Origin of the sequence: Leptospira brenneri (genome assembly GCF_002812125.1) — a bacterium.
In the GTDB taxonomy this organism is placed as follows: Bacteria; Spirochaetota; Leptospiria; order Leptospirales; family Leptospiraceae; genus Leptospira_A; species Leptospira_A brenneri.
In genome coordinates this window covers 215,974-236,014 of record NZ_NPDQ01000007.1, presented here as the reverse complement: position 1 = coordinate 236,014, position 20,041 = coordinate 215,974, and the positions used below count along the sequence as shown (strand labels likewise).

Below are 20,041 nucleotides of genomic sequence, written 5' to 3'. Positions count from 1 at the left end.
TTTTAGCTAAGGTCAGTCTATGAGGTGGAGGATGGTATCGAGTTTGTTCAGTCGAAACACTGTGCGAATGAGTTTGTTCACTCCGCGAATTTGTAATTGTAGGTCTTGGGATTCTAAGGCTGAATGAAACTTCATAAGTTCGCCGATGGTCGCACTGTCAAGAGACATGGAGATCTCCGTAAAGTCTAGGACTACATCTTCCTTAGTATGGCTGATGGTGGACATAATTCTTTCCCGGAATCCACTGAGTCCGTCAAAAGAAAGATCATTGTTCTTGATTTCGATTACAATAGCCAAGGTTTAAAACTATTTTTATTTAGTTCGAAATTTTGAAAGAATTTTTCCAAATGAATTTCTTGTTTCTGGATTGTTTTTCAAATCCCTTTGTGATGAGATTGTGTGATTTCCTATGTCAGTCAGCAATCGACAATTAAAATTAATTAAAGAAGCTGCGGAGTTACTCGTTATGGAACACCGCCTAACTTCTGATGAAGCTGTTCTTGTCATTTCAGCAGCCATTAAAAAAGAACTCTCAGTTCGGAATACGAATTTTGAAAAACTGGAACATGGATCAAAGATCGATCGGACTAGTTTTACTCGAGGTGTTGTAAAATCTGTTCAGGATGCTTTAGAAGCCAATCCATATTGGCGTTCACACAATCTAGACAAATCTATTGATAATTTTTATAAAGTTTTACACAAACATTGGGACTAAGACAAACCATTAGTTTGCTCCGTTATCCTTTATAATGGAACTGGTTTCGCAGTAATAAGAATCTGGTAATTGTTTGGTTCTTGAAAAAATAATTTGGAAATTTTCCGATTCTTTTGGCAAAAGATCTTGTTTTTCTAAACTTACAGTTTCGTAATCAATGGAATTCCCTTTTTTATCGATGAGTAAACAATTGATTTTAGTAAAGTTTGCAGTTAAATTTCCTCGGTTTTGAATTTTTCCAAAAAGCACAATCTCTTTGTACTGATTTCGTTTAAAATCAATTTGTTTTAATAAGAGTTCTTGTTTGATTGCTTCACCCGGAATTGTTGTGGCAGTTACAGAAATCTCGTAATGATCATACTTAGGTGCACTCGAGAATAAAACTTGGAAACTAACGGAGTCACCATCTAATATTAAATTTTTATCGGCATAACCAAATCCTGATCCAAGATTAGTTCCATCAGCATTTAGCAAATCTACTGTAAACTTTGGCATCAGTAAATTTTGTCCGCTTTTGTTGGTAAACTTTCCTAGAAAATAAACATTGCCCAAGACATCAGGGAGAGCAGATGTAAATTGAAATTCTCCTTCTGGAATGATTTCGATCGATTCCAAACTTGGATCAATCTGAATGGTTGTTTTTTCTTCCTCCGTTAAGGAATTAAATCCAGACATTGAGTTTTTAAAATAAGTGAAAATAGAAGAACCTAATACGAGCCAAGCAACTACAATTCCAGTGAATAGATTTTTCCAATTACTAGTAGCAGTTGTTTGATGATTCTTTTGGGAAGTACCATAAACTTTTGGTGGCGGAGAGTCCATGGTCGTTCCTGTTGGTAGGCGATCAAAACAATCTCCACAACGATAAACTGTTGCCGATTCTTGATAAATATTGCTGCTACCGCAACTTGGACATTGTTTTGAGTTCATATAACGAATTCCATAAGCAAACCAAAAAAATCCAAGGAGAAAACAATCTAGGAAATATCTTTCTTAGTTGTCTATTTTCGTTGATAAGAGGTTGTCGTGATGGGGAGGAGGGCCGCTGGAAGTTGCCAAGTTGCATTTTTTTGAAATTCGCAATCTTTTTTACAATTGGATAAACTTAAGGTTTCTCCCAATGAAAAAGGGGAAGGGGGAAGTTCTAAAAATGAGAAGGATTTTGTATTCTTAGAATCCAGAATACGAAAGAATGTTTCCTTTGGGTAATCACTTCTTAGTAAAAGGAGATCCTTTTTTTGTTCTAAAAGTGGTAAAGCTACAAAAGCAAAATCTGAATTGTTAAAAACCAAAATAGAATCATCTACTGTTTTTAATTCTTGTATTGTGTTTGTTTGGAATTTGGAAATCTTTTTTAACTCTTTCGTTTGTTGGAAGATAACATTGATTTGATAAAAAGAAATGATGAGACAAACCAAAATCCAAATCTTAGGGGTTCCTTCTTTGTTTTTTTCTTTATATCTAAATGTTAATGCATAAAGAGGGATAAGTCCAAATAGATATCTGGGAGTATTATGGCCTCCTGTATTAGGAGATATAATCATAATCGCAATGGTTAAGGATATTAGGAATAGGTTTCGAAATAAAAATTCTTTGCGTACGATGGATTTTCCAAGATAAAAAACAAACAAAACAAAGATCGGAACTTGTTCTATCCAAATTTTTAATAAATAAAGGCTAAGTTCAGGTCGGAATTGAAATGCGGAATTTTTAAGGACGCGAAGTGGGAGGAATGTTCCTAACGTGATTTGGTTGATGATTGCAAACAAGGCTCCGGTAATTACACATGCGCCCACAAACCGTTTCCATTCCCATTCTTTGGGGAAACAAAAGGGAAGAAAAAAAATGGCGAAGATCATTTCTGGTCGCATCCAAACTAAGCAAATAGACAGAACCCCGGAGAGGATGGACCATTTCCTGTGATAAAAATATAATATAATGATTTCTAAAAAGAAAAAGAAAATAGTCTCATGGATTAAAAAAATATAGATGGATATACTTGAACCAAATAACAAAAGTATGGTGGATATATCGTCCTTTTGGATTAGATGGAAAAGGTAAATGGATAAAAAAAACAAAAGAATTTGGGCCAGTTTGACACCCATAATTCCAAATCCCAAGTAGAAAGGTGAAAATAGGATTGGATATAAATTTGGAAAAGTGGAATAAACAAGTCCATTATGGATATGAAAAAAGATTTCTGGCAAAGGGAAAAAAAGAAATTCTGGATCTTCTAAAAGATGTTGGTAAGGCAGATGAAAAATTCCCTGGCCTGCAAGTTTCATTTGCCATTCTAAAAGAGCAAAATCTGCAAATGGTTCGATTTGTTTTGTTGCAAATGAAAAATAACCCAAAACTAAAAATGCTAAACTAACAAAGAAACCAATTGCTTTTTTTGAATGTTCCATAGAAAATCGAAAACAGGTATATTCTTTCCTAAAGACAAAGATCTGCAATGAAAAAAGATAATGAACAAACTAGTTTCTCACCCAAACTGCTCAAATATATTTTGCTTTTGTTTCTTTTTCTTCCTGGTTTTGCTTTTCTTACGAGAACCATTGATTCTTTGGGTTGTTTCAGGTTTCCCTATGGTCATTTCCACTTTCCGGCGAATACTAAAATTCCCTTTTTTCGTTTGGGTGAACGAGAGTATGGAGATATCAATGAGTTTGGTTTCCGAATTACCGCTTATCCAAAGGATACAAATTGTTCGTATTTATTGTTAGGTGATTCGCAAACTTTTGGATCTGGTATTTTTTGGAAGGATAGTTTCCCTGAGATTTTAAATCGAGAAACAAGTTGTTATTGGATCAATACCAGCATTCCTGGATTTACTCTGGACAACGAATTCTCTATGTACCAAAAAGTTCAGAATCATTTTCAGTTTTCTGATGTTTATTTATTTGTTTATGGGAATGACGTTTATGAATTAGGAGACACTCCCGATTTTTTACATTTTCTAAATCATAAACAATGGTATTTTTCTTTTTTTTCTTTTTACTTCCCGGAATCGACTCGTTTGTATTTAAAAAAATTATATTTTGATTCGATACAAAAAAGAATGGAACTAGAGTTGGAACGAGTTTCGAGTTTACCCTATACACCTCCGCTTCCTAATAAAGAAAAAAATCAAGTAGTCGATTATCCTTCACTCAAAACTCTGTTTCAAATCAGTCCTACTTATCTTTCTAGTTCACTTGATACAAAGACCTTTGCAAAAAATGATTTTCATCGGTGGAAGAGGACTTTTGATCAGTTGCATCAGGAAATTAGAAACCAAGGGAAAAAAATAACCATTGTATATATCCCTTTAGAAGTGGAATATGATAGAAACCGTTATGAGGTATATCGTACATTAGGATTTGAGATGAATCCTCGGTGGTTAGAGTCTGATTCTGAATTTATCCTCGATTTGATTCAGTTGACTGATGAAAATAGGATCCCGCTGATTGATCTACGAAAGTATATGCGAGATAAAACTGACCTTTTACAAAGAGGTGATATCCATTTAAATGAAAGAGCCACTCGACTGATTGCGGATGTTCTTAAAAAGAATTGAATAATTCATTCAGGGTTATGATTCCTCTAAATTTTTTAAAATCGGACAATCGGGTCTATGATCACCATGACAATGTTTGACGAGGTTTCTCAAGGTATCAGATATATCCTTTAGTTGTTTTATTTTTAGATCCAAATCATTTAAATGTTTTTCTGCGAGAAGTTTTACTTGTTTGCTACTTCTTGATTTGTTTTTCCAAAGTCCCAAAAGATTTTTGATCTCTTTCAAAGAAAATCCAAGGTCCCTTGATCTTTTGACAAACCTCAAAGAATGTATGTCGTCAGAATGATAAGATCGATACCCATTTTCTGTTCTTCCTGCCTTGGGAATCAATCCGATTCCTTCGTAATGTCGGATGAGTTTTGCGCTGACTCCTGATTCTTTAGAAAGTTCTCCGATATTCATTGATTCACTCCAAAAAATTTAGAAAAATAATAAAAAAAATCAAATGGTCTATTGACCTTCCAGCGGTTGGAAGGTTTAGACTGGAATTATCTTAACAAGGGAGTAAAAATGAAACTACTTAAATTTGAAAATCCTACTTCCAAAAATTTGAAGTTTGGTGGTAAGGTTGTATTGATTGGGAAAAAGGAGCATCATTATGGTTAGTTATGAAATGGAAGGTATGACTTGCGGTCACTGTAAAAAGACGGTGGAAAAAGTGTTTCTGGAATATGGCAAAGAGGCAACAGCTAGTATAGAAGAACATACGGTAAGTTTAAAAGAAGCTTTAACGGAAACAGACTTAAGTAAACTCCGTGACCTTTTAAACGAGGATGGATATTCTCTTGGAAACGCTAAATAAAGCCACCGAACGAACATTAGATCTTTTTGGAATGACCTGTGCGAATTGTGCTCTTCGTATCGAGAAAGGTCTTTCTAAAATGGAAGGTGTCTCTGAAGTTCGAGTTAATTTCGCGCGCGAGTCCGTTTTTCTGAGAGCAGATGATTCTGTTACCGTGAATTCGCTTTTGGAAAAAGTCGAATCTCTTGGATACTCTGCGCTTCTTCATGATCCCAACAAACAATCTGAGACAGAGAAAAAACAAAAGGAACAAATTCGGAATTTAAAAATCAGATTTCTACTCTCTGCTTTTTTTTCCTTACCTTTGTTTTATGGGATGGTCACTCATTTTAGTTTTTTAAGTTTTATGCCCATGCCACACTTTTTAATGGATCGATGGGTGCAGATGGCAATTGCCTTCCCGGTTCAATTCATCATCGGGTTTCCATTTTATCAGTCTGCTTATCGTGCTCTACGGAATGGATCTGCAAATATGGATGTTCTTGTTGTGATAGGAACCAGTGCAGCATTTGGATACAGTGTGTTTGGTCGGGATCTTTATTTCGAAACTTCTGCGGTTCTCATTACTTTTATTTTAGGAGGGAAGTGGATAGAACATTTTGCAAAAGGTAAAAGTAGCGATGGAATTAATGCTTTACTCAAACTTCGTCCTGAAACTGCAACAGTTAGATCTGATGGAGTTTGGACGGAAGTGCCAAATGAATATCTCAAACTAGGAGATCTTGTTTTGGTGAAGGCAGGAGAGAGATTCCCGATGGATGGAATTGTTTCTGAAGGAGAAAGTTTTGCCGATGAATCGATGTTAACTGGTGAGAGTATGCCTGTAGAGAAAAAAACAGGTGATCAGATTTTAGGTGGGACTGTGAATGGGAGTGGATCTTTGGTTGTCAAAGCAAACAAAGTTGGAAATGATACAACGTTATCGCATATCATACGTTCTGTAGAAGAATCCCTTGGAACCAAAGCTCCGATCCAAAGGATTGCTGATCAAATTTCTGCTTATTTTGTTCCAGTTGTGGTTTCGATTAGTATCATTGATTTTTTGGTATGGTATTTTGTTATTTCTCCAGGAGTTGTTAGTTCTGCGATTGAAACAAGTATTGCCATTTTAGTCATTGCCTGTCCTTGTGCTCTCGGTCTTGCCACTCCCATCTCTTTACTTGTAGGTACTGGTCGTGCAGCCAAACGTGGAGTATTGTTTAGAAGTGCGGAATCTTTGGAATCAGTATCTAAAATCAATTGGATTGCTTTTGACAAAACAGGTACACTTACCGAAGGAAAACCAAAAGTCACTGCGGTTTCTCATTCAGGTTTTGATTCTAGTGAATTGAATCGAATACTTGAGGAAATAGTAAAGATGGAACAAACTTCTGACCATCCACTTGCCAAAGCCATTGTTTCTTATGGAAAAGAAAATCATCTGGTACAAGAAAGTGCTGACATACTTTCTACAAAAACATATCCGGGTGGAGGAATCCAATCGGAACAAAAAGGTGTAGTTTATTTTGCAGGCAAACAAACGTTTGTTGAAGAAAATGGATTTTCGATTTCTGATTCGATCCAAGAATCGATCACACCATGGACAGTTGATGGATCTAGTTTGGTTTTTGTCGGTGTTCGAGGGAATCTGAATGGAATGGTTGTTTTTCGTATCGAGGATAGTCTTCGAGCAGATGCAAAGTCGGCTATTTCCGAATTGAAATCAATTGGAGTCGAGCCAGTCCTTCTCACTGGCGACAATCATAGTTCTGCAGAAAAAGTAGCCCGACTTGTGGGAATCACTTTTGTTCATTCTGGACTTCTCCCTGAAGAAAAGGCAAAAATAATCACGAAGTTTAAAACAGATAAAATTCATTCGGCAATGGTCGGAGATGGAATCAATGACGCACCAGCATTGGCCTCTGCTGATGTAGGAATTGCGATGGGAACGGGATCTGATGTGGCCATAAGCACCGCTGATGTTGTGCTCGTAAATGGAGACATTCAAAGAATAGTAGATCTGATTCGGATTGGTAAAGACACTGTCCTTAATATCAGGCAAAACTTTGGCTGGGCTCTTGGATACAATTTGTTAGGAATTCCCATTGCTGCTTCTGGATTACTAGCTCCTTGGGTGAGTGGGGCTGCGATGGCGTTTAGTTCCTTGTCTGTTGTGTTCAATGCTTTGCGAATGAGTCGTTGGAAATAGAATTCAAGAGTATGAGATGGTAAAGATTTGGACATTTCTTTTTTAAAACCTCCTACAAATTTGGAATCTTTTGTAAAAGAATTCTGGATTTGGAAGGATGTAAATGCAAGAGAACTTCCTTGGATATTGCCATCTTACGAGTGTGAGGTTGTATTTCATTTAGGAGATCCTCCATTAGTAGAAACTGAAAATAGAGAATTGATTCGGTTGCCAAGGATCCATATTGTTGGTCCGCAGACAAGAAGGTGGAGGATTTTATCGGAGTCAGATCTTTCTTTGTTTTCGATTCGCTTTTATGTCGGTGGTATGTATTCTTTATTTTCCAAACGAGGAGACTCATTACAAAACCAATTTCCTGAAATTGAGAATAAACAAATGTTAGGTGTATTTTCTGTCCCCGAGTTCCCATCAGAGGAATGGGTTTCTGATTTTTTATCTTCTTTTTTGAAGAGTCTTCCTGGAAAACCTTCCGAGATTCCCGCTTATGTTCGGTTTGCTCTTTTGGAGCTCACTCGTCCGGCCACACCAATCGAAAATTTATGTAAAAAATTAGGAATTTCTAGAAAACAATTGGATCGGAAATTCAAAGAGATTGTGGGAATGAATCCTTCTGAATACAGAACAGTGCACAGGTTACTGGAAATGGTGCGAAACCCGGATCACTACCGAAAGAACAATCCTGATCTGCGTTTTACCGATTTAGCTCATGAATTTGATTATTCAGACCAATCACATTTCAATCGCGATTTTAAACGAATTTCTGGAAGTATTCCCAACGATTGGTTCGCGGAGTATAAAAAAATGTCCCATTTTTACAATCAGGATTCGTCTCATGAATGATAGGATAAGAACATGATCCAAAACATAATTGATTTCGTTGGTAAAACCAGATCCAATCTTAGGCTCCGCACATTCTGTTCTGCCATCACTAGAGAAGACAAAGAAACATTTGATCTATTATTGTCAGATCCCGATTTGAAAGAAGTATTGGTTTTGGAATCAGCTCTACTTCTCGGAATTGCTGTTACAGAAGTATCCGATATTTATTATTTAAAAAAATTATTAGCCCTTGGTTTGGATCCCAATCAACCAGATAACATGGGTTTGTATCCTATTCATAAGGCAACGGAAACGGGAAATGTAGAAGCTGTAGAAGTTTTGCTTCATTCTGCGGCCGATCCGAACGCTGCTGATCCGAGTGGGGTCACAGCTCTTCACATCGCTAATAGTTTTGATGGTCTGAGCGAAATCTCGGATTTACTCATTCGAATGGGTGCTAATATTTACCAAAGAGATAAACTCGGTAAACGATATCTTATGTAATTCAGAATCTTAATTCAGATAGGAAAAGGTTATATCTTTCTTGTCTGAATGGGCCTCTTCCCGATCTATGTGAATATGATCGGAACAGCTTTTACTCCCAATGCTACTAAACTTTTACTCCTCGGTTCAGGGGAACTTGGCAAAGAGGTTGCTATTGAAGCGAACCGCTTAGGTGTTCATGTCATTGCAGTGGATCGTTATCCAAATGCTCCGGCCATGTTAGTAGCCCAAGAATCTCGTGTCATCAATATGCTCGACCCAGTAGAGTTAGAATCCACCATACGAGAGTTAAAACCTGATTTTGTTGTTCCTGAAATTGAAGCCATCCATACAGAAACTTTAGTGCGACTAGAAAAGGAAGGATTTCGAATCATTCCCAGTGCAAAAGCTGTAAATCTTACCATGAACCGAGAAGGAATCCGGAACTTTGCATCAAAAGAACTCGGTTTAAAAACTTCCAAATACTTATTTGCAGATACCGAAGCAGATTTTCAAAAAGCAGTAAAGGAAATTGGTTTTCCTTGTGTTGTGAAACCCATTATGAGTTCTTCCGGGAAAGGCCAAAGTTTGGTTCGGACCGAAGCAGATGTATTAAAAGCATGGGAGTACGGCCAAACCGGTGGACGAACGGGAAAGGGTAAAATGATTATCGAAGAGTTTGTACCTTTTGATTTTGAAATCACTCTTCTTACCATTCGCCATATTGATGGAACTACATTTTTACCTCCCATTGGACATAGACAGGTAAACGGGGATTATGTGGAATCATGGATGCCACAACCGATGACTGAAACCGCACTCCAGGCTGCTAAACACATTGCAGAAACTGTAACCACAGGTCTTGGAGGGATGGGAATTTTTGGAGTCGAACTATTTGTTAAAGGGGACGAAGTGTACTTTAGTGAAGTTTCTCCAAGACCACATGATACAGGACTTGTGACTCTTATCTCACAAAATATTTCTGAATTTTCTCTTCATGCCAGAGCACTTCTGGGCCTTCCCATTCCAGATCTCATCTTTCATATTCCAGCGGCGAGTTCTGCAATCCTTTTGGAAGGAAAAACAAATTCACCAGTTTACGTAGGTGTAGAAGAGGCTTTAAAACTTCGTGGAGTCGATCTTCGTATTTTTGGGAAACCTGAGATTGATGGGAAGAGGCGAATGGGTGTTAGTTTGGCAATGGGGAATACAGTCGAGGAAGCAAAAGAAAAGGCAAATCGTGCACGCGATTGTATCCACTTAAAGAAATAATGAATAATGAACTAAATTTAAATAAAAGTAAGTAAATAACCCAATCAATGAATCGATCACTAGTTTGATTTGATTCTATGAGATTAATCTTTTTTGATTTCTGGCGACTTGTAATTTGTCATCATACTTTCATAGATACTTTCTTCGCCGTAAGGAAGAAAGGAATTATCATAATGCAAAGCGAGTAGTTTGTTGTTCCCTTTTCCGAATCCACGAATTACTTCAGACTCAATGGAATCAAAATCTGAAAACTCGATAGAATCCATAAATTTACCATCATGTAGTAAATTGAGAAAAATTACGAACTTCCCTGCATGTTTTAATATTTTTAAAGCAAATAACATCTCACGTAATTTTAAAAGGTAAAGTAGGGGACGAGTATTCCTTGCCATCACTAACTTTTGTTCGGCTTCACTTACATCTCTGAGTGCGAGTCTTAAAAATGCCCTTGTTTGTGTTTTTTCCTGATCGCGAGATTTTCCACCAAGTAATACCAATTCAGAACGAACCAGTTCTAAATTTTTACTTAGAATTTTATCATAGAGTTGGATGAGTTTGAATTGAGTGGATCGAACTGCTAAATAAGCATCACCATATCTCCCTTGGATGTGGAGGCTTTTGAATCTCAAATATTCATCTATAATTTCTTTGTACTCGGCTTTTTCTTCCGCATTACCTAAGTGAATGACACTAGAATCTAACGAACGAACCAAAAGATAATTTTCTTCCGCTCCAAAGGCTACTTGTAAGTTGCCGTTGGCATAGGTTCCACTTCCGATAGTTAGGAAGAGGAGATATGGGATACGAAAAAGAAAAGTTCGCACAGTACAGTTTCGGAATCTAGAGTCCCCAAAAAAAGTCCATAATCTAAGTCGTGGTGATTCCTACTCATTATGTCCTTCGGGGGGTCGTTTCTTTCGGAAAACGGGCAGATTTTCTTTTGATTCTACTCGTCGTATCCGGTTCTTTTTCGATTCTGGTTGAATACGGAAGGGGAAAAACCTTCAGAAATTATATGATCAAAATATCTGGTTTAAACAAACAATTCAACGGTAATGTTCTATTCGATGACTTACAATTCAGCGTCAATCGTGGGGAAAGAGTGGGTCTTGTGGGCCGCAATGGACATGGTAAGTCAACTCTTGTCCAAGTCATTTTAGGTAAAACGGAACCGGACTCTGGAAACATCACCATCCCCAAAGGATACCGCATTGGACACTTAGAGCAACACTTGGTGTTTACCAAACCCACTGTCTTAGAAGAATGTGCTCTTGGACTTCCCGAGGGAGATGAATACGAAACTTGGAAAGTAGAACGAATTCTTTTTGGTCTTGGATTTTCTGAAAAAGATATGGAACGAAGTCCAAATGAGTTTTCCGGTGGATACCAAATTCGAATGAACTTGGCTAAACTTCTTGTTTCGGCTCCAGACATGCTCATCTTAGATGAACCAAACAACTATTTGGATATTGTCACCATACGTTGGTTAGAGGAATTTCTAAGAGAATGGGAAGGTGAAATCATTCTCATCACCCACGATAGAAGTTTTATGGATAGCGTTGTGACTCATACCGTTGCGATCCACAGAACAAAGGCCATCAAAGTACAAGGTGATACTGAAAAGTTATACACACAGATCAACCAAGCTGAAGAGATCTATGAAAAAACGAGACTGAACGAAGCAAAAAAACGAAAACAAGAAGAAATCTTTATCGCGAAGTTCAAAGCAAAAGCAAGTTTTGCAAGTCGTACCCAATCTCGAGTTAAGAGGTTAGAGAAACAAGGAGAAATGAAAGCACTCGACGCGATTGAAGATATGGAACTTTATTTTAACAGTGCTCCATTTTCCGCAAATCAAATGTTAAGTGTAGAGGAAGTTTCTTTTTCGTATGATAACAAAACTCCCAATTTATTTGAAAACTTTTCAATTAGCGTAGGTCCCGAAGATCGAATTTGTATCATCGGGAAAAACGGAAAAGGAAAGTCCACACTACTGAAATTGATTGCGGGAGAATTAACTCCAGTTTCTGGTGGGGTCAAAAAACATCCTGTGCTCAAAGAAGGGTATTTTGGCCAAACCAACAAACTCAATATGAATGAAAGTAATACTGTGGTTCAAGAGATTATGAGTGCTGATCCGAACTGTTCAGAAGGGAAAGCCCGTAACATTGCGGGTGGACTGATGTTCTCAGAAGACTTGGCCTTAAAAAAGATTAAGGTTCTCTCTGGGGGTGAAAAGAGTCGTGTTCTGCTAGGTAAGATTCTCGTCACACCTTGTCATTTATTGTATTTGGATGAGCCGACAAACCACTTGGATATGCAGTCTTGTGACTCACTCATTGAGGCGATTGATAATTTTGATGGTTCTGTCATCATGGTTACTCACAACGAAATGCACTTGCGCGCTGTGGCCACAAAACTAATAGTATTCGATGATGACCGAGTTTTTGTTTATGACGGGGGTTATGATGACTTCCTCACAGACATTGGCTGGAAGGATGAAACTGTTTGAAATCGATCCTCACTCTAAAACAAGTTTCCAAGTCTTATGACAACGGATTCCAAGCATTAAAAGATGTAAATTGGGAAGTTAAAGAGGGTGAAATTCACGCCCTTCTTGGCCCGAATGGAGCAGGAAAAACAACCCTGATCAATTTGATTTGCGGGATTGTTTCACCAAGTGGTGGTGAGGTGAATGTTGATGGTTTTAATATCATTGATGATTTTAAAAAAACAAGATCTTTCATTGGTCTTGTGCCGCAAGAACTGAGTGTACATGCTTTTGAAACGGTTTGGGCCAGTGTATCCTTTACGAGAGGCCTTTATGGAAAACCAGCCAACCCGAAATACATTGAAGAAGTTTTGAAATCACTTTCTCTTTGGGATAAAAAAGACCAAAGGATTATGACTTTGTCTGGTGGAATGAAACGTCGAGTTTTAATCGCCAAAGCTTTGTCACACGAACCAAAAATTTTGTTTTTGGATGAACCGAGTGCTGGGGTGGATGTTGAGTTAAGAAAGGATATGTGGAAAATTGTGGAATCGCTCCGTAAAAATGGAGTTACCATCATACTGACAACCCATTATATTGAAGAAGCAGAATCCATTGCAGATCGGATTTCTGTGATCCGTAAAGGTGAAATTTTTCTTACAGAAAACAAAGATCGCCTGATGAAACAACTAGGGACAAAACAACTTCGTATTGAACTAAAAAAATCTCTTAAACAAATTCCTAAGTCGCTTTCAAAGTATGAATTAGAGCTTGTTGATAATAACTCCGCACTTGTATTTACCTACGATCGTTCGGATGATAGTAGTCTCATCACTAAACTTTTAGATGATTTGAAAAAACTCAAAATTCAATTTAGCGATTTGAGTACAAAACAAAGTTCGTTAGAAGAAATCTTTGTTCAGTTATTGCAGGAGGCTGTATGAATTTTTACGCAATCAAATCCATTTATCAATTTGAAATGGCAAGAACCTTTCGTACACTTTTGCAAAGTATCGCCTCTCCGGTGCTTTCCACTTCTTTATACTTTATTGTTTTTGGATCGGCCATTGGTTCGAAGATCCAGGAAATTGATGGAATCCACTATGGAAGTTTTATTGTTCCTGGTCTTGTCATGTTGTCACTTCTTACGGAAAGTATTTCAAATGCTTCTTTTGGAATTTATTTTCCGAAGTTCAATGGAACCATTTACGAAATCCTTTCTGCACCTGTCACAATGTGGGAAGTGGTGATTGGTTATGTGGGTGCAGCGGCAACAAAGTCATTGATGCTTGGTGTTCTGATGCTGATCACTGCATCTTTTTTTGTTCCGATCCGGATTGATCACCCGATACTAATGGTGTTTTTTCTTGTTTTAACTTGCATTAGTTTTAGTTTGTTTGGATTCGTGATAGGAATCTGGGCGGATAGTTTTGAAAAACTCCAGATGATTCCAATGCTTGTGATCACTCCACTGGTATTTCTGGGAGGAAGTTTTTATTCCATCCAAATGTTGCCACCCTTCTGGCAAAAGCTTAGTATGTTTAATCCCGTATTATATCTAGTAAGTGGGTTTCGTTATAGTTTTTTTGAAAGGGCAGATGTAGCGCTTTCAGTAAGTATCTCTATGATTTTAGTATTTTTGACCTTTTGTTTGACCGTGACTTGGTTGATTTTTAGAACAGGTTATAAAATCAAAAATTAAAACGCTTTAGTCAAATTCCTAGTTCTTAGTTTTCTTAGATCTTCCACTAACCTCTGTATATCGCCCGTGCCTTTGGCACGGTAGATGCCGCGTAAATATTGGTCTTTATCGAATAAAAAAATATTTTCTGTATGAACAAATTCATACTTCCCACGCTCTGTAGAAAATCCTTCCATTTCCGCCCCGCAGGTTTCTTTGGCAAATTTTGTAATGATAGATTCTTCTCCTGTGTAAAAACTCCAATTGGGATTTTGGATTTTGTAATTGAGTTTATATTTTTGTAAAACAGGAACTGTATCTTCCTTTGGGTTGATCGATATGGAAACTAGTTTAAGATCGGGAAATTCGGAGAGTGATGGTTCTATCTGCAAAAGATTTCTTGTGATCAAGGGACAAATCCCACGGCAAGTGGCATAAAAAAAGACCACCAACCTTTCTTTTGATTCCAATTCCTGAAAGTTAATCTGTTTGCCAGTATGTTCGGTTAGGATCAATGAATTTGGGATTTGTTTGAGTTTTGAATCTTCCTTGGGATGATTTGTCCATACGGGATCAAAATCATTTCCTGAAAAATAGGGTGGTTCTTTGGGACTCGGAGTTGGTTCTGAGGCTTTGCAATGTGTTACGATTAAAACAAAAGAAAGTAAAACAAGGATTGATTTAGAAGATAGGATTTGCATTTGATTCGGGAATGGTTTTGTTTTGAGATTGAGAAATTTCATTTGGGATTGATGTTGGCGTCAGGAATGGGGTCACAAAGTTTACTTCCTGGACGGCCAAAACTTTCACCCGATTCCATAAAAACTTGGTTTAAATAAATTTGCCCTCGACGATTCCATTTTTTTGCGACCTTGGGTTTCCCTGAATCGTAAAATGTTTGATAGGTGGCCATCTGTCCATTCTCAAAATAATCAATGTATTCCCCAATGGGTATGCCATTATCAAATTCTGATTTTTGTTTTAGAGTCCCGTTTGCAAAGTAACTAGTTTGTTTTCCATGTTTTTGTCCGTAACGAATGTTCCTTTCTTCTAAGACGGTTCCATCTTCTTTTTTTGCCGTATAACGACCGTGAGGAACACCCTTGTAGTATTCTGTTTCATAGACTTCGAGAAGGATGGGATTGGTTTGGACAAAAATTCCGTTCAAGGGTTTCCCTTGGTAGAGAAGAAAGTGGTTGGTATCTTCGCTAAGCTCCTTGTCTCCCGCTTCCACCCGAAGGGGAGAACAAGAGACTAGTAGTAAGAAAGAAACGAGGAGAAGAAACTCTCTCCTCGAGAATATTGAAGATTTAATTGGAAATTGTCCCCGGAGTTCCGTAGAAATAAGAACCAATGAGTGTTGGGATGGTTGCTGTAGGATCGGAAGTATAATGGTAGTGATAGGTCGCGGTAGCAAAATGGAGTGTTGTTGTTGTATGTCCATGGTTTGCATCTAGATCGCTACCAATGGTAGGTGTCGAGGTAACATTACTGGCATTAGTGCAGTCACGCCCATATACGGCAAATCCATCGAGTAGGATTCCAATCAAGTTGGAGTTATTGTTGGATATGTTGAGTGGTTGGGAATGGTGGTGATAAACACCTGAATTTTGTGGGTGGCCGTTGAATGTATCAAAGGTTTGCGCTTCCGTTGCGAGTGTGTCAGGTGCAGCGGCTGCATTGTTGAAGATTGCAAGTCCATTCACTGTGATTCCAACGGATGCATAACCACTTTGGGTTCCGACTAGAGCTCCAGACTTGGCAGCTGGGGAACTAGGGATAGAATATACCATACATTGCGATGCAATTTGGTTGTTTCCGGCAGATTTTTGTCCACCAGCGAGTGCCACATACATCGGAGAGCTTGATCCAAAATAAAAACTTTTATTATTTGGAATGTTTTGGGATCGGAATACATAATTGGAACCAGAAACAGAACCAACGGAACATTTAAAGTTGTTACGGATCCAAGCAGGTAAGTCTGCCGACATGGAAGAGGTCATTCCGGTGATACAATCTGTATTTGTATCTAAAGTAGCAGTGGAGTTTGAAACCGTAGTTCCCGTATAGGAGTTATTCACACAAATTTTGGAAGCAGCGGCAGCTAACAAAAGTAATGTTTCTTCGTCAGAATTGGATTTGGGTTTGCATTGAGTCAGCGAGAAGGCAAAAACTAGACCGAGGGCAATGGTTCGAATGATTGGATATTCCATAGTCAAAACAAATTAGAATCATTCTGAACTTTGTCAAGAAATTCGTGACTGGGAGTCTTACTTTCAAACTTACGTATAACTCCGAGTCTTTTCTTTTTAATAAATCTTTAAAAGTTCCACTTCAAAAATGAGGGTGGAGTCAGGGGGAATGTTTCCCACTCTTTTGCTTCCATAACCAAGTTCTGGTGGAATGATGAGTTTGCGTTTTCCACCCACTCGCATCCCTTTCACACCTTTGTCCCAACCTTTTACCACTTCCCCAGCGCCTAGGTTGAATTCAAAAGGACGGTTACGATCACGAGAACTATCAAACTTGGTACCATTTGTCAGTTTGCCTACATAATGAACGGTAACATAGGAACCAGAGAAAGCCTCCTCTCCTTTACCCACAACCAGATCAATGATTTGGAAGTCCTTTTCTGCGGACTGGATAGGAAATACAAAAACAAGAAGGGAAAATAAAACAACTTGGATGCAGATCTTCATAACTAGTGAAAGGATTCAAGATTTGGATTCCTTTGCCAATGAAAAAAACTGTCCGAATGGGCATCCCATTTTAGGGTAACCATATGTTTCATGAGTTTATTTTCTATTGCCGGGAGCTTGAATCTTTTCTCTACAGAAACCAGATCCAGGAATTCAAAGAGGGAGACCACGATAGTTATTTTGCAGAGGAAATGCTGCGTTACATCCAAACAGAATCTCTAAAAATTCCACAGTCCGAAAAACAAAAATACCCGGATTTACCTTGGGATAAAATTGATAACCTTTGGCAAAAAGATTTAGCGAGAGCTTACGACTACATCGATTTAAAGATGTTGTATTATATCTGTGCCTACGAAATTCCCAAAATTACAAAAACAATTAAGTTGAATTAAAAAGAAAACCTGCGAATTTTAAGCCGCAGTTTTTCCGTTGTTTTTGATGATTTCTATATTTTCTTCGAATCGAACTTTTTCTGCGTAGGTTCGTTTTCCTGAGAATTCAATTCCTACAAGTAAGTCCCCTGAAGATTCTTTATAAGCCCAGGCAATTTTTCCAAAAAAACGAAATGGAGTTTGTAATTTAAAAACTAGTTCTAACAAAATTCCCTTTTGTTTGGGTAATGTTTCCACCAAACTACTATTAGTAACTCTTAATTTTAAACCAGTCACCGATAAATCCAAAACAGGAAACTTTTCGATTGTGGTCATAAGATTGGCATCTTTGATCCTTTCGATCATCTCGGCGATTTGTGTTTGGTAAAAAACCAAATCTTCGTTTGTGATATTTTTCTCTTTTGTTTGTAAAGAGAAGTATCCAATCGGAATGATTTCATCTAATTCATTTTTATAAAGGATAGGAAGGATGAGTTCTGATTTAATTTTTTTGTCTCTAGCAACCATGGCTAATTTATCAACATGTTCATCGATTTCTTCTTCAAAGTTGATAAATCCTTCTTCATCAGACCGGTAATTATCAGGATTACTTGCATCTTTAATAAAAAGAATTTTTTGAGTCGATTTAACGACATCATACTTTCGTTCCATTCCGGATTTAAAAATATCCATAGTGCCTGCTTCACCAGACCGAGCCATCATTCGTTTGCGATAGTCTTCAAAGTTAACGCGAACTAGGGTAGGGATGTTAAACATATTGGCTTCAATGATCGTTTTGGAACTAACAATATTGGTTACATTGACAAGGCCATCTTCGGAGATCGTAAAACGAGGGTTTAGTCTCTCTTTTTTTGCGATCAGAACCTTATCCACATGCAGTTGGATTTTATGTGGTGCGATTTGTTTGACAAAAGTACAATGCAGTTCTAAATATCTAGCTAAAAGTTTGGAAAGGATAAAGGTTCCACCTGTTTGGATTGGCCAAACCTCGGCCCAATCAACAACTATCTCCTCTCCACCGGGTAATTCTTGTGTCACGGTCATGGATTGGATTTGTCCATTCCAATTCGCTTTCATTTCTTGATTCATGAGATAGTGTAAGATCACATGGTGTTTCTGTTCTTTTCCTGTGATTTGGTCCATTGGTCGCATAGCTAGATTCCGAGTTCTATTTTTATGAGACGGAAATAAATTTCCGTTCCAATGGAGAGTAAAGAGAATACTCGCCTCTTTGGCAAGAAAAACGAAATTTTAAAGTAGAAGCAGGTGTTTTTTTTCTGTTAATTCATAACAGAAACGAATCCATGAAAAATGATTTTGTAAGTGAGAATACTCGGGAAGGTACTGAGATAAAAACGCTTCACAACGTTTCTCTCGCTCTAAATATTTTTTTTCCATCACAAGAGTTAGATCGTTTAAAGTTTTTTCGTATGTGTCAGAATCCATATAACCTTCTTGTAGGGCTTTTTTTAGGAACATACATTTTTCATTCCACTCTAATGGGGAAAGTACTGAGATTCTATCTAACTCTAACCAAAATGCTTTTATTTCTCGTTCGAACTTAGGTACATCTTTTTTAATGTTTTCACATTTGTGAAACAATGTACGCAAGTGACTTGTTGCATAGTTATCAATTTCTGAAATATGTCCCTCCCAAAGAGCATGATAGATTTTGGGAAAAGAAAAGGTGAACATGGGACCAGCGTAGGGAGCAAGTAAATCCAATTGGTAAGCACCTTTTGCATTTAATTGTAAGGAGCCCTTTACTAAAGTTCCTTTTACATCAACCTCCAAAGTTTTGATCCCGAGCATACTATTATTCAATTGCAAATGTAGTGAAATTTATTGTATGATTCTAAAATTTTTTCCAAAAATCTGAGATCTGCCAGGAAAACTCAAATTCATTTGGTGATTCCCCTAAAGAGACAATTCCCAATCCTGAATTGAATAGTTTTTTGCAACCGGAGCCGGTCTAGAAGACTCTGACATTACGATGCAGTCTCATCCATCAGTTGAATCTTTAAATCATCCCAAACTTCCCAAGGCCAAAGGCAGTAAAAGAGCCCTACTTGTCGAAGGGGGAGGAATGAAGGGTGCATTTTCTGGTGGTGTTTTGTTTAGTTGGAACCGCTTTCTTCGACCGAATTACTTTGATTTGGTGGTAGGTGTCTCTTCTGGTGCTTGTTCGGCTGCCTATTATGTTTCTATGCCCAAAGAGGAACCAATTAAAAGTGAGAAAGCACTGGCTGTTTGGTATCGAGACTTGTCGGGAAGTAAACTGATTTCTTTTCTCCATCCTTTCCAGGGAAAAACATTACTCAACCAAGAGTATTTAATCGATTTTATCTTTCGAAAGAAAGTGAGGTTAGAATCTGAGATTTTAGACCGAAAGAATGTCCCTCATTTTGTTGTGGCTGTGAGTAATTTACATACACACTCTATTGAATACATCAAAGCTACTTCTTCCAATGTTTTTGATTTATTAAAAGCGGCAACTTCTTTGCCGATTGCCACTCGCGGTAAGCACTGGTTAGATGGTAAATTGTATTCGGATGCTGCGATTTTGAATCCACTTCCCATCCAAGACATTATCGAAGCTGGATATAAAGAAATTGTGGTGATTATGAACTCACCAATCCGCCATATCTCTGGCCCACTCACAAGGTTTACAAGTTTACTTGCTTTTCCGACAAGAAGAACCATTCGTAGGCTTATGCGTAAACTTCATCATTTTCACTTCAATGCGGCCAGAGAACTTGCTGTCAAACCACCAAAAGGTGTAAAGATCATCACCATTGCGCCTGACAAACCGCTCCCTGTTAAACTCACAACGACCATCCGTGCTAAACTTTATAAAACAGTTCTTCTTGGTACCAAAAAAGGGGAAGAAGCAATACAAAAAATTTTAAAACGGAAATTGAAAAAACAAAAATAGAA

General features: G+C 37.7%; 23 protein-coding genes. 12 read left to right on the top strand and 11 right to left on the bottom strand.

The features are described 5' to 3' along the window. Positions 1–12: 12 nt before the first annotated feature. The gene (locus CH361_RS19630) at positions 13–297 is read right to left on the bottom strand and encodes an STAS domain-containing protein (protein WP_125232074.1); all 285 of its coding nucleotides are present in this window, start codon (positions 295–297) and stop codon (positions 13–15) included. Between the two features lie 112 nt (positions 298–409). Between CH361_RS19630 and CH361_RS15640 the strand changes: the two genes are divergently transcribed. Next, complete coding sequence (locus CH361_RS15640) at positions 410–715, top strand: hypothetical protein (protein WP_100791738.1); 306 nt, start codon at positions 410–412, stop codon at positions 713–715. Between the two features lie 9 nt (positions 716–724). Here CH361_RS15640 and CH361_RS15635 read toward each other — a convergent pair whose 3' ends face one another. Both CH361_RS15635 and CH361_RS15630 read right to left on the bottom strand, forming a co-directional pair. Next, the gene (locus CH361_RS15635) at positions 725–1,645 is read right to left on the bottom strand and encodes a hypothetical protein (RefSeq protein WP_100791737.1); all 921 of its coding nucleotides are present in this window, start codon (positions 1,643–1,645) and stop codon (positions 725–727) included. A gap of 71 nt (positions 1,646–1,716) precedes the next feature. Next, the gene (locus tag CH361_RS15630) at positions 1,717–3,123 is read right to left on the bottom strand and encodes an LA_3751/LA_3752 family putative glycosyltransferase (RefSeq protein ID WP_100791736.1); all 1,407 of its coding nucleotides are present in this window, start codon (positions 3,121–3,123) and stop codon (positions 1,717–1,719) included. A gap of 47 nt (positions 3,124–3,170) precedes the next feature. On the opposite strand from CH361_RS15630, the gene CH361_RS15625 reads away from it, so the two are divergent. Next, complete coding sequence (locus CH361_RS15625; protein WP_100791735.1) at positions 3,171–4,274, top strand: SGNH/GDSL hydrolase family protein; 1,104 nt, start codon at positions 3,171–3,173, stop codon at positions 4,272–4,274. A 15-nt stretch (positions 4,275–4,289) separates the two neighbouring features. On the opposite strand, the gene cueR is transcribed toward CH361_RS15625, so the two are convergent. Beyond that, positions 4,290–4,679, bottom strand: a complete 390-nt coding sequence (gene cueR, locus CH361_RS15620) for a Cu(I)-responsive transcriptional regulator (RefSeq protein WP_100791734.1) — start codon at positions 4,677–4,679, stop codon at positions 4,290–4,292. Positions 4,680–4,875: 196 nt separating this feature from the next. Between cueR and CH361_RS15615 the strand changes: the two genes are divergently transcribed. From CH361_RS15615 to purT, 5 genes are all read left to right on the top strand, one after another. Beyond that, positions 4,876–5,079, top strand: a complete 204-nt coding sequence (locus CH361_RS15615; RefSeq protein ID WP_100791733.1) for a heavy-metal-associated domain-containing protein — start codon at positions 4,876–4,878, stop codon at positions 5,077–5,079. Beyond that, complete coding sequence (locus CH361_RS15610; RefSeq protein WP_100791810.1) at positions 5,063–7,267, top strand: heavy metal translocating P-type ATPase; 2,205 nt, start codon at positions 5,063–5,065, stop codon at positions 7,265–7,267. Before CH361_RS15615 ends, CH361_RS15610 begins: the two co-directional genes overlap by 17 nt. A 27-nt stretch (positions 7,268–7,294) precedes the next feature. Beyond that, positions 7,295–8,107 (top strand): AraC family transcriptional regulator, encoded by an 813-nt coding sequence (locus CH361_RS15605; RefSeq protein WP_100791732.1) that lies wholly within the window; start codon positions 7,295–7,297, stop codon positions 8,105–8,107. A gap of 12 nt (positions 8,108–8,119) precedes the next feature. Then, positions 8,120–8,590 carry an ankyrin repeat domain-containing protein gene (locus CH361_RS15600; RefSeq protein ID WP_100791731.1) on the top strand — a complete coding sequence of 157 codons (471 nt, stop codon included), beginning with the start codon at positions 8,120–8,122 and terminating at the stop codon, positions 8,588–8,590. Between the two features lie 75 nt (positions 8,591–8,665). Then, on the top strand, positions 8,666–9,841 hold the full coding sequence (gene purT, locus CH361_RS15595; RefSeq protein ID WP_100791809.1) for a formate-dependent phosphoribosylglycinamide formyltransferase: 1,176 nt from the start codon (positions 8,666–8,668) through the stop codon (positions 9,839–9,841). A gap of 83 nt (positions 9,842–9,924) precedes the next feature. On the opposite strand, the gene CH361_RS15590 is transcribed toward purT, so the two are convergent. Next, on the bottom strand, positions 9,925–10,665 hold the full coding sequence (locus CH361_RS15590) for an adhesin OmpL37 family surface protein (protein WP_100791730.1): 741 nt from the start codon (positions 10,663–10,665) through the stop codon (positions 9,925–9,927). A 191-nt stretch (positions 10,666–10,856) separates the two neighbouring features. On the opposite strand from CH361_RS15590, the gene CH361_RS15585 reads away from it, so the two are divergent. From CH361_RS15585 to CH361_RS15575, 3 genes are read left to right on the top strand one after another with little or no spacing between them, the layout of a single operon-like run. After that, a complete protein-coding gene (locus CH361_RS15585) occupies positions 10,857–12,353 on the top strand; it encodes an ABC-F family ATP-binding cassette domain-containing protein (RefSeq protein WP_100791808.1) in 1,497 nt (498 codons plus the stop codon). Continuing rightward, entirely contained in the window at positions 12,350–13,276 is a 927-nt protein-coding gene (locus tag CH361_RS15580; RefSeq protein WP_100791729.1) for an ABC transporter ATP-binding protein, read from the top strand. The genes CH361_RS15585 and CH361_RS15580 overlap by 4 nt, the downstream gene beginning before the upstream one ends. Beyond that, positions 13,273–14,034 carry an ABC transporter permease gene (locus CH361_RS15575; protein ID WP_100791728.1) on the top strand — a complete coding sequence of 254 codons (762 nt, stop codon included), beginning with the start codon at positions 13,273–13,275 and terminating at the stop codon, positions 14,032–14,034. Before CH361_RS15580 ends, CH361_RS15575 begins: the two co-directional genes overlap by 4 nt. Here the strand turns inward: CH361_RS15575 and CH361_RS15570 are convergent. From CH361_RS15570 to CH361_RS15555, 4 genes are all read right to left on the bottom strand, one after another. After that, the gene (locus CH361_RS15570) at positions 14,031–14,756 is read right to left on the bottom strand and encodes an SCO family protein (RefSeq protein ID WP_100791727.1); all 726 of its coding nucleotides are present in this window, start codon (positions 14,754–14,756) and stop codon (positions 14,031–14,033) included. The two genes, CH361_RS15575 and CH361_RS15570, sit on opposite strands and share 4 nt — an antisense overlap. Further along, a complete protein-coding gene (locus CH361_RS15565) occupies positions 14,753–15,181 on the bottom strand; it encodes a toxin-antitoxin system YwqK family antitoxin (RefSeq protein ID WP_244279916.1) in 429 nt (142 codons plus the stop codon). Before CH361_RS15565 ends, CH361_RS15570 begins: the two co-directional genes overlap by 4 nt. A gap of 142 nt (positions 15,182–15,323) precedes the next feature. After that, entirely contained in the window at positions 15,324–16,226 is a 903-nt protein-coding gene (locus tag CH361_RS15560; protein WP_100791726.1) for a YHYH protein, read from the bottom strand. A gap of 96 nt (positions 16,227–16,322) precedes the next feature. Then, on the bottom strand, positions 16,323–16,712 hold the full coding sequence (locus CH361_RS15555; RefSeq protein WP_100791725.1) for an FKBP-type peptidyl-prolyl cis-trans isomerase: 390 nt from the start codon (positions 16,710–16,712) through the stop codon (positions 16,323–16,325). A gap of 83 nt (positions 16,713–16,795) precedes the next feature. On the opposite strand from CH361_RS15555, the gene CH361_RS15550 reads away from it, so the two are divergent. After that, positions 16,796–17,104, top strand: coding sequence for a ribonuclease HepT family protein (locus CH361_RS15550; RefSeq protein WP_100791724.1), 309 nt, complete (start codon positions 16,796–16,798; stop codon positions 17,102–17,104). Positions 17,105–17,122: 18 nt separating this feature from the next. On the opposite strand, the gene CH361_RS15545 is transcribed toward CH361_RS15550, so the two are convergent. Continuing rightward, positions 17,123–18,247 (bottom strand): DUF1577 domain-containing protein, encoded by a 1,125-nt coding sequence (locus CH361_RS15545; RefSeq protein ID WP_244279915.1) that lies wholly within the window; start codon positions 18,245–18,247, stop codon positions 17,123–17,125. Between the two features lie 108 nt (positions 18,248–18,355). After that, on the bottom strand, positions 18,356–18,916 hold the full coding sequence (locus tag CH361_RS15540; protein ID WP_100791722.1) for a hypothetical protein: 561 nt from the start codon (positions 18,914–18,916) through the stop codon (positions 18,356–18,358). A 181-nt stretch (positions 18,917–19,097) separates the two neighbouring features. On the opposite strand from CH361_RS15540, the gene CH361_RS15535 reads away from it, so the two are divergent. Beyond that, positions 19,098–20,039 (top strand): patatin-like phospholipase family protein, encoded by a 942-nt coding sequence (locus CH361_RS15535; RefSeq protein WP_100791721.1) that lies wholly within the window; start codon positions 19,098–19,100, stop codon positions 20,037–20,039. Positions 20,040–20,041 lie beyond the last annotated feature (2 nt).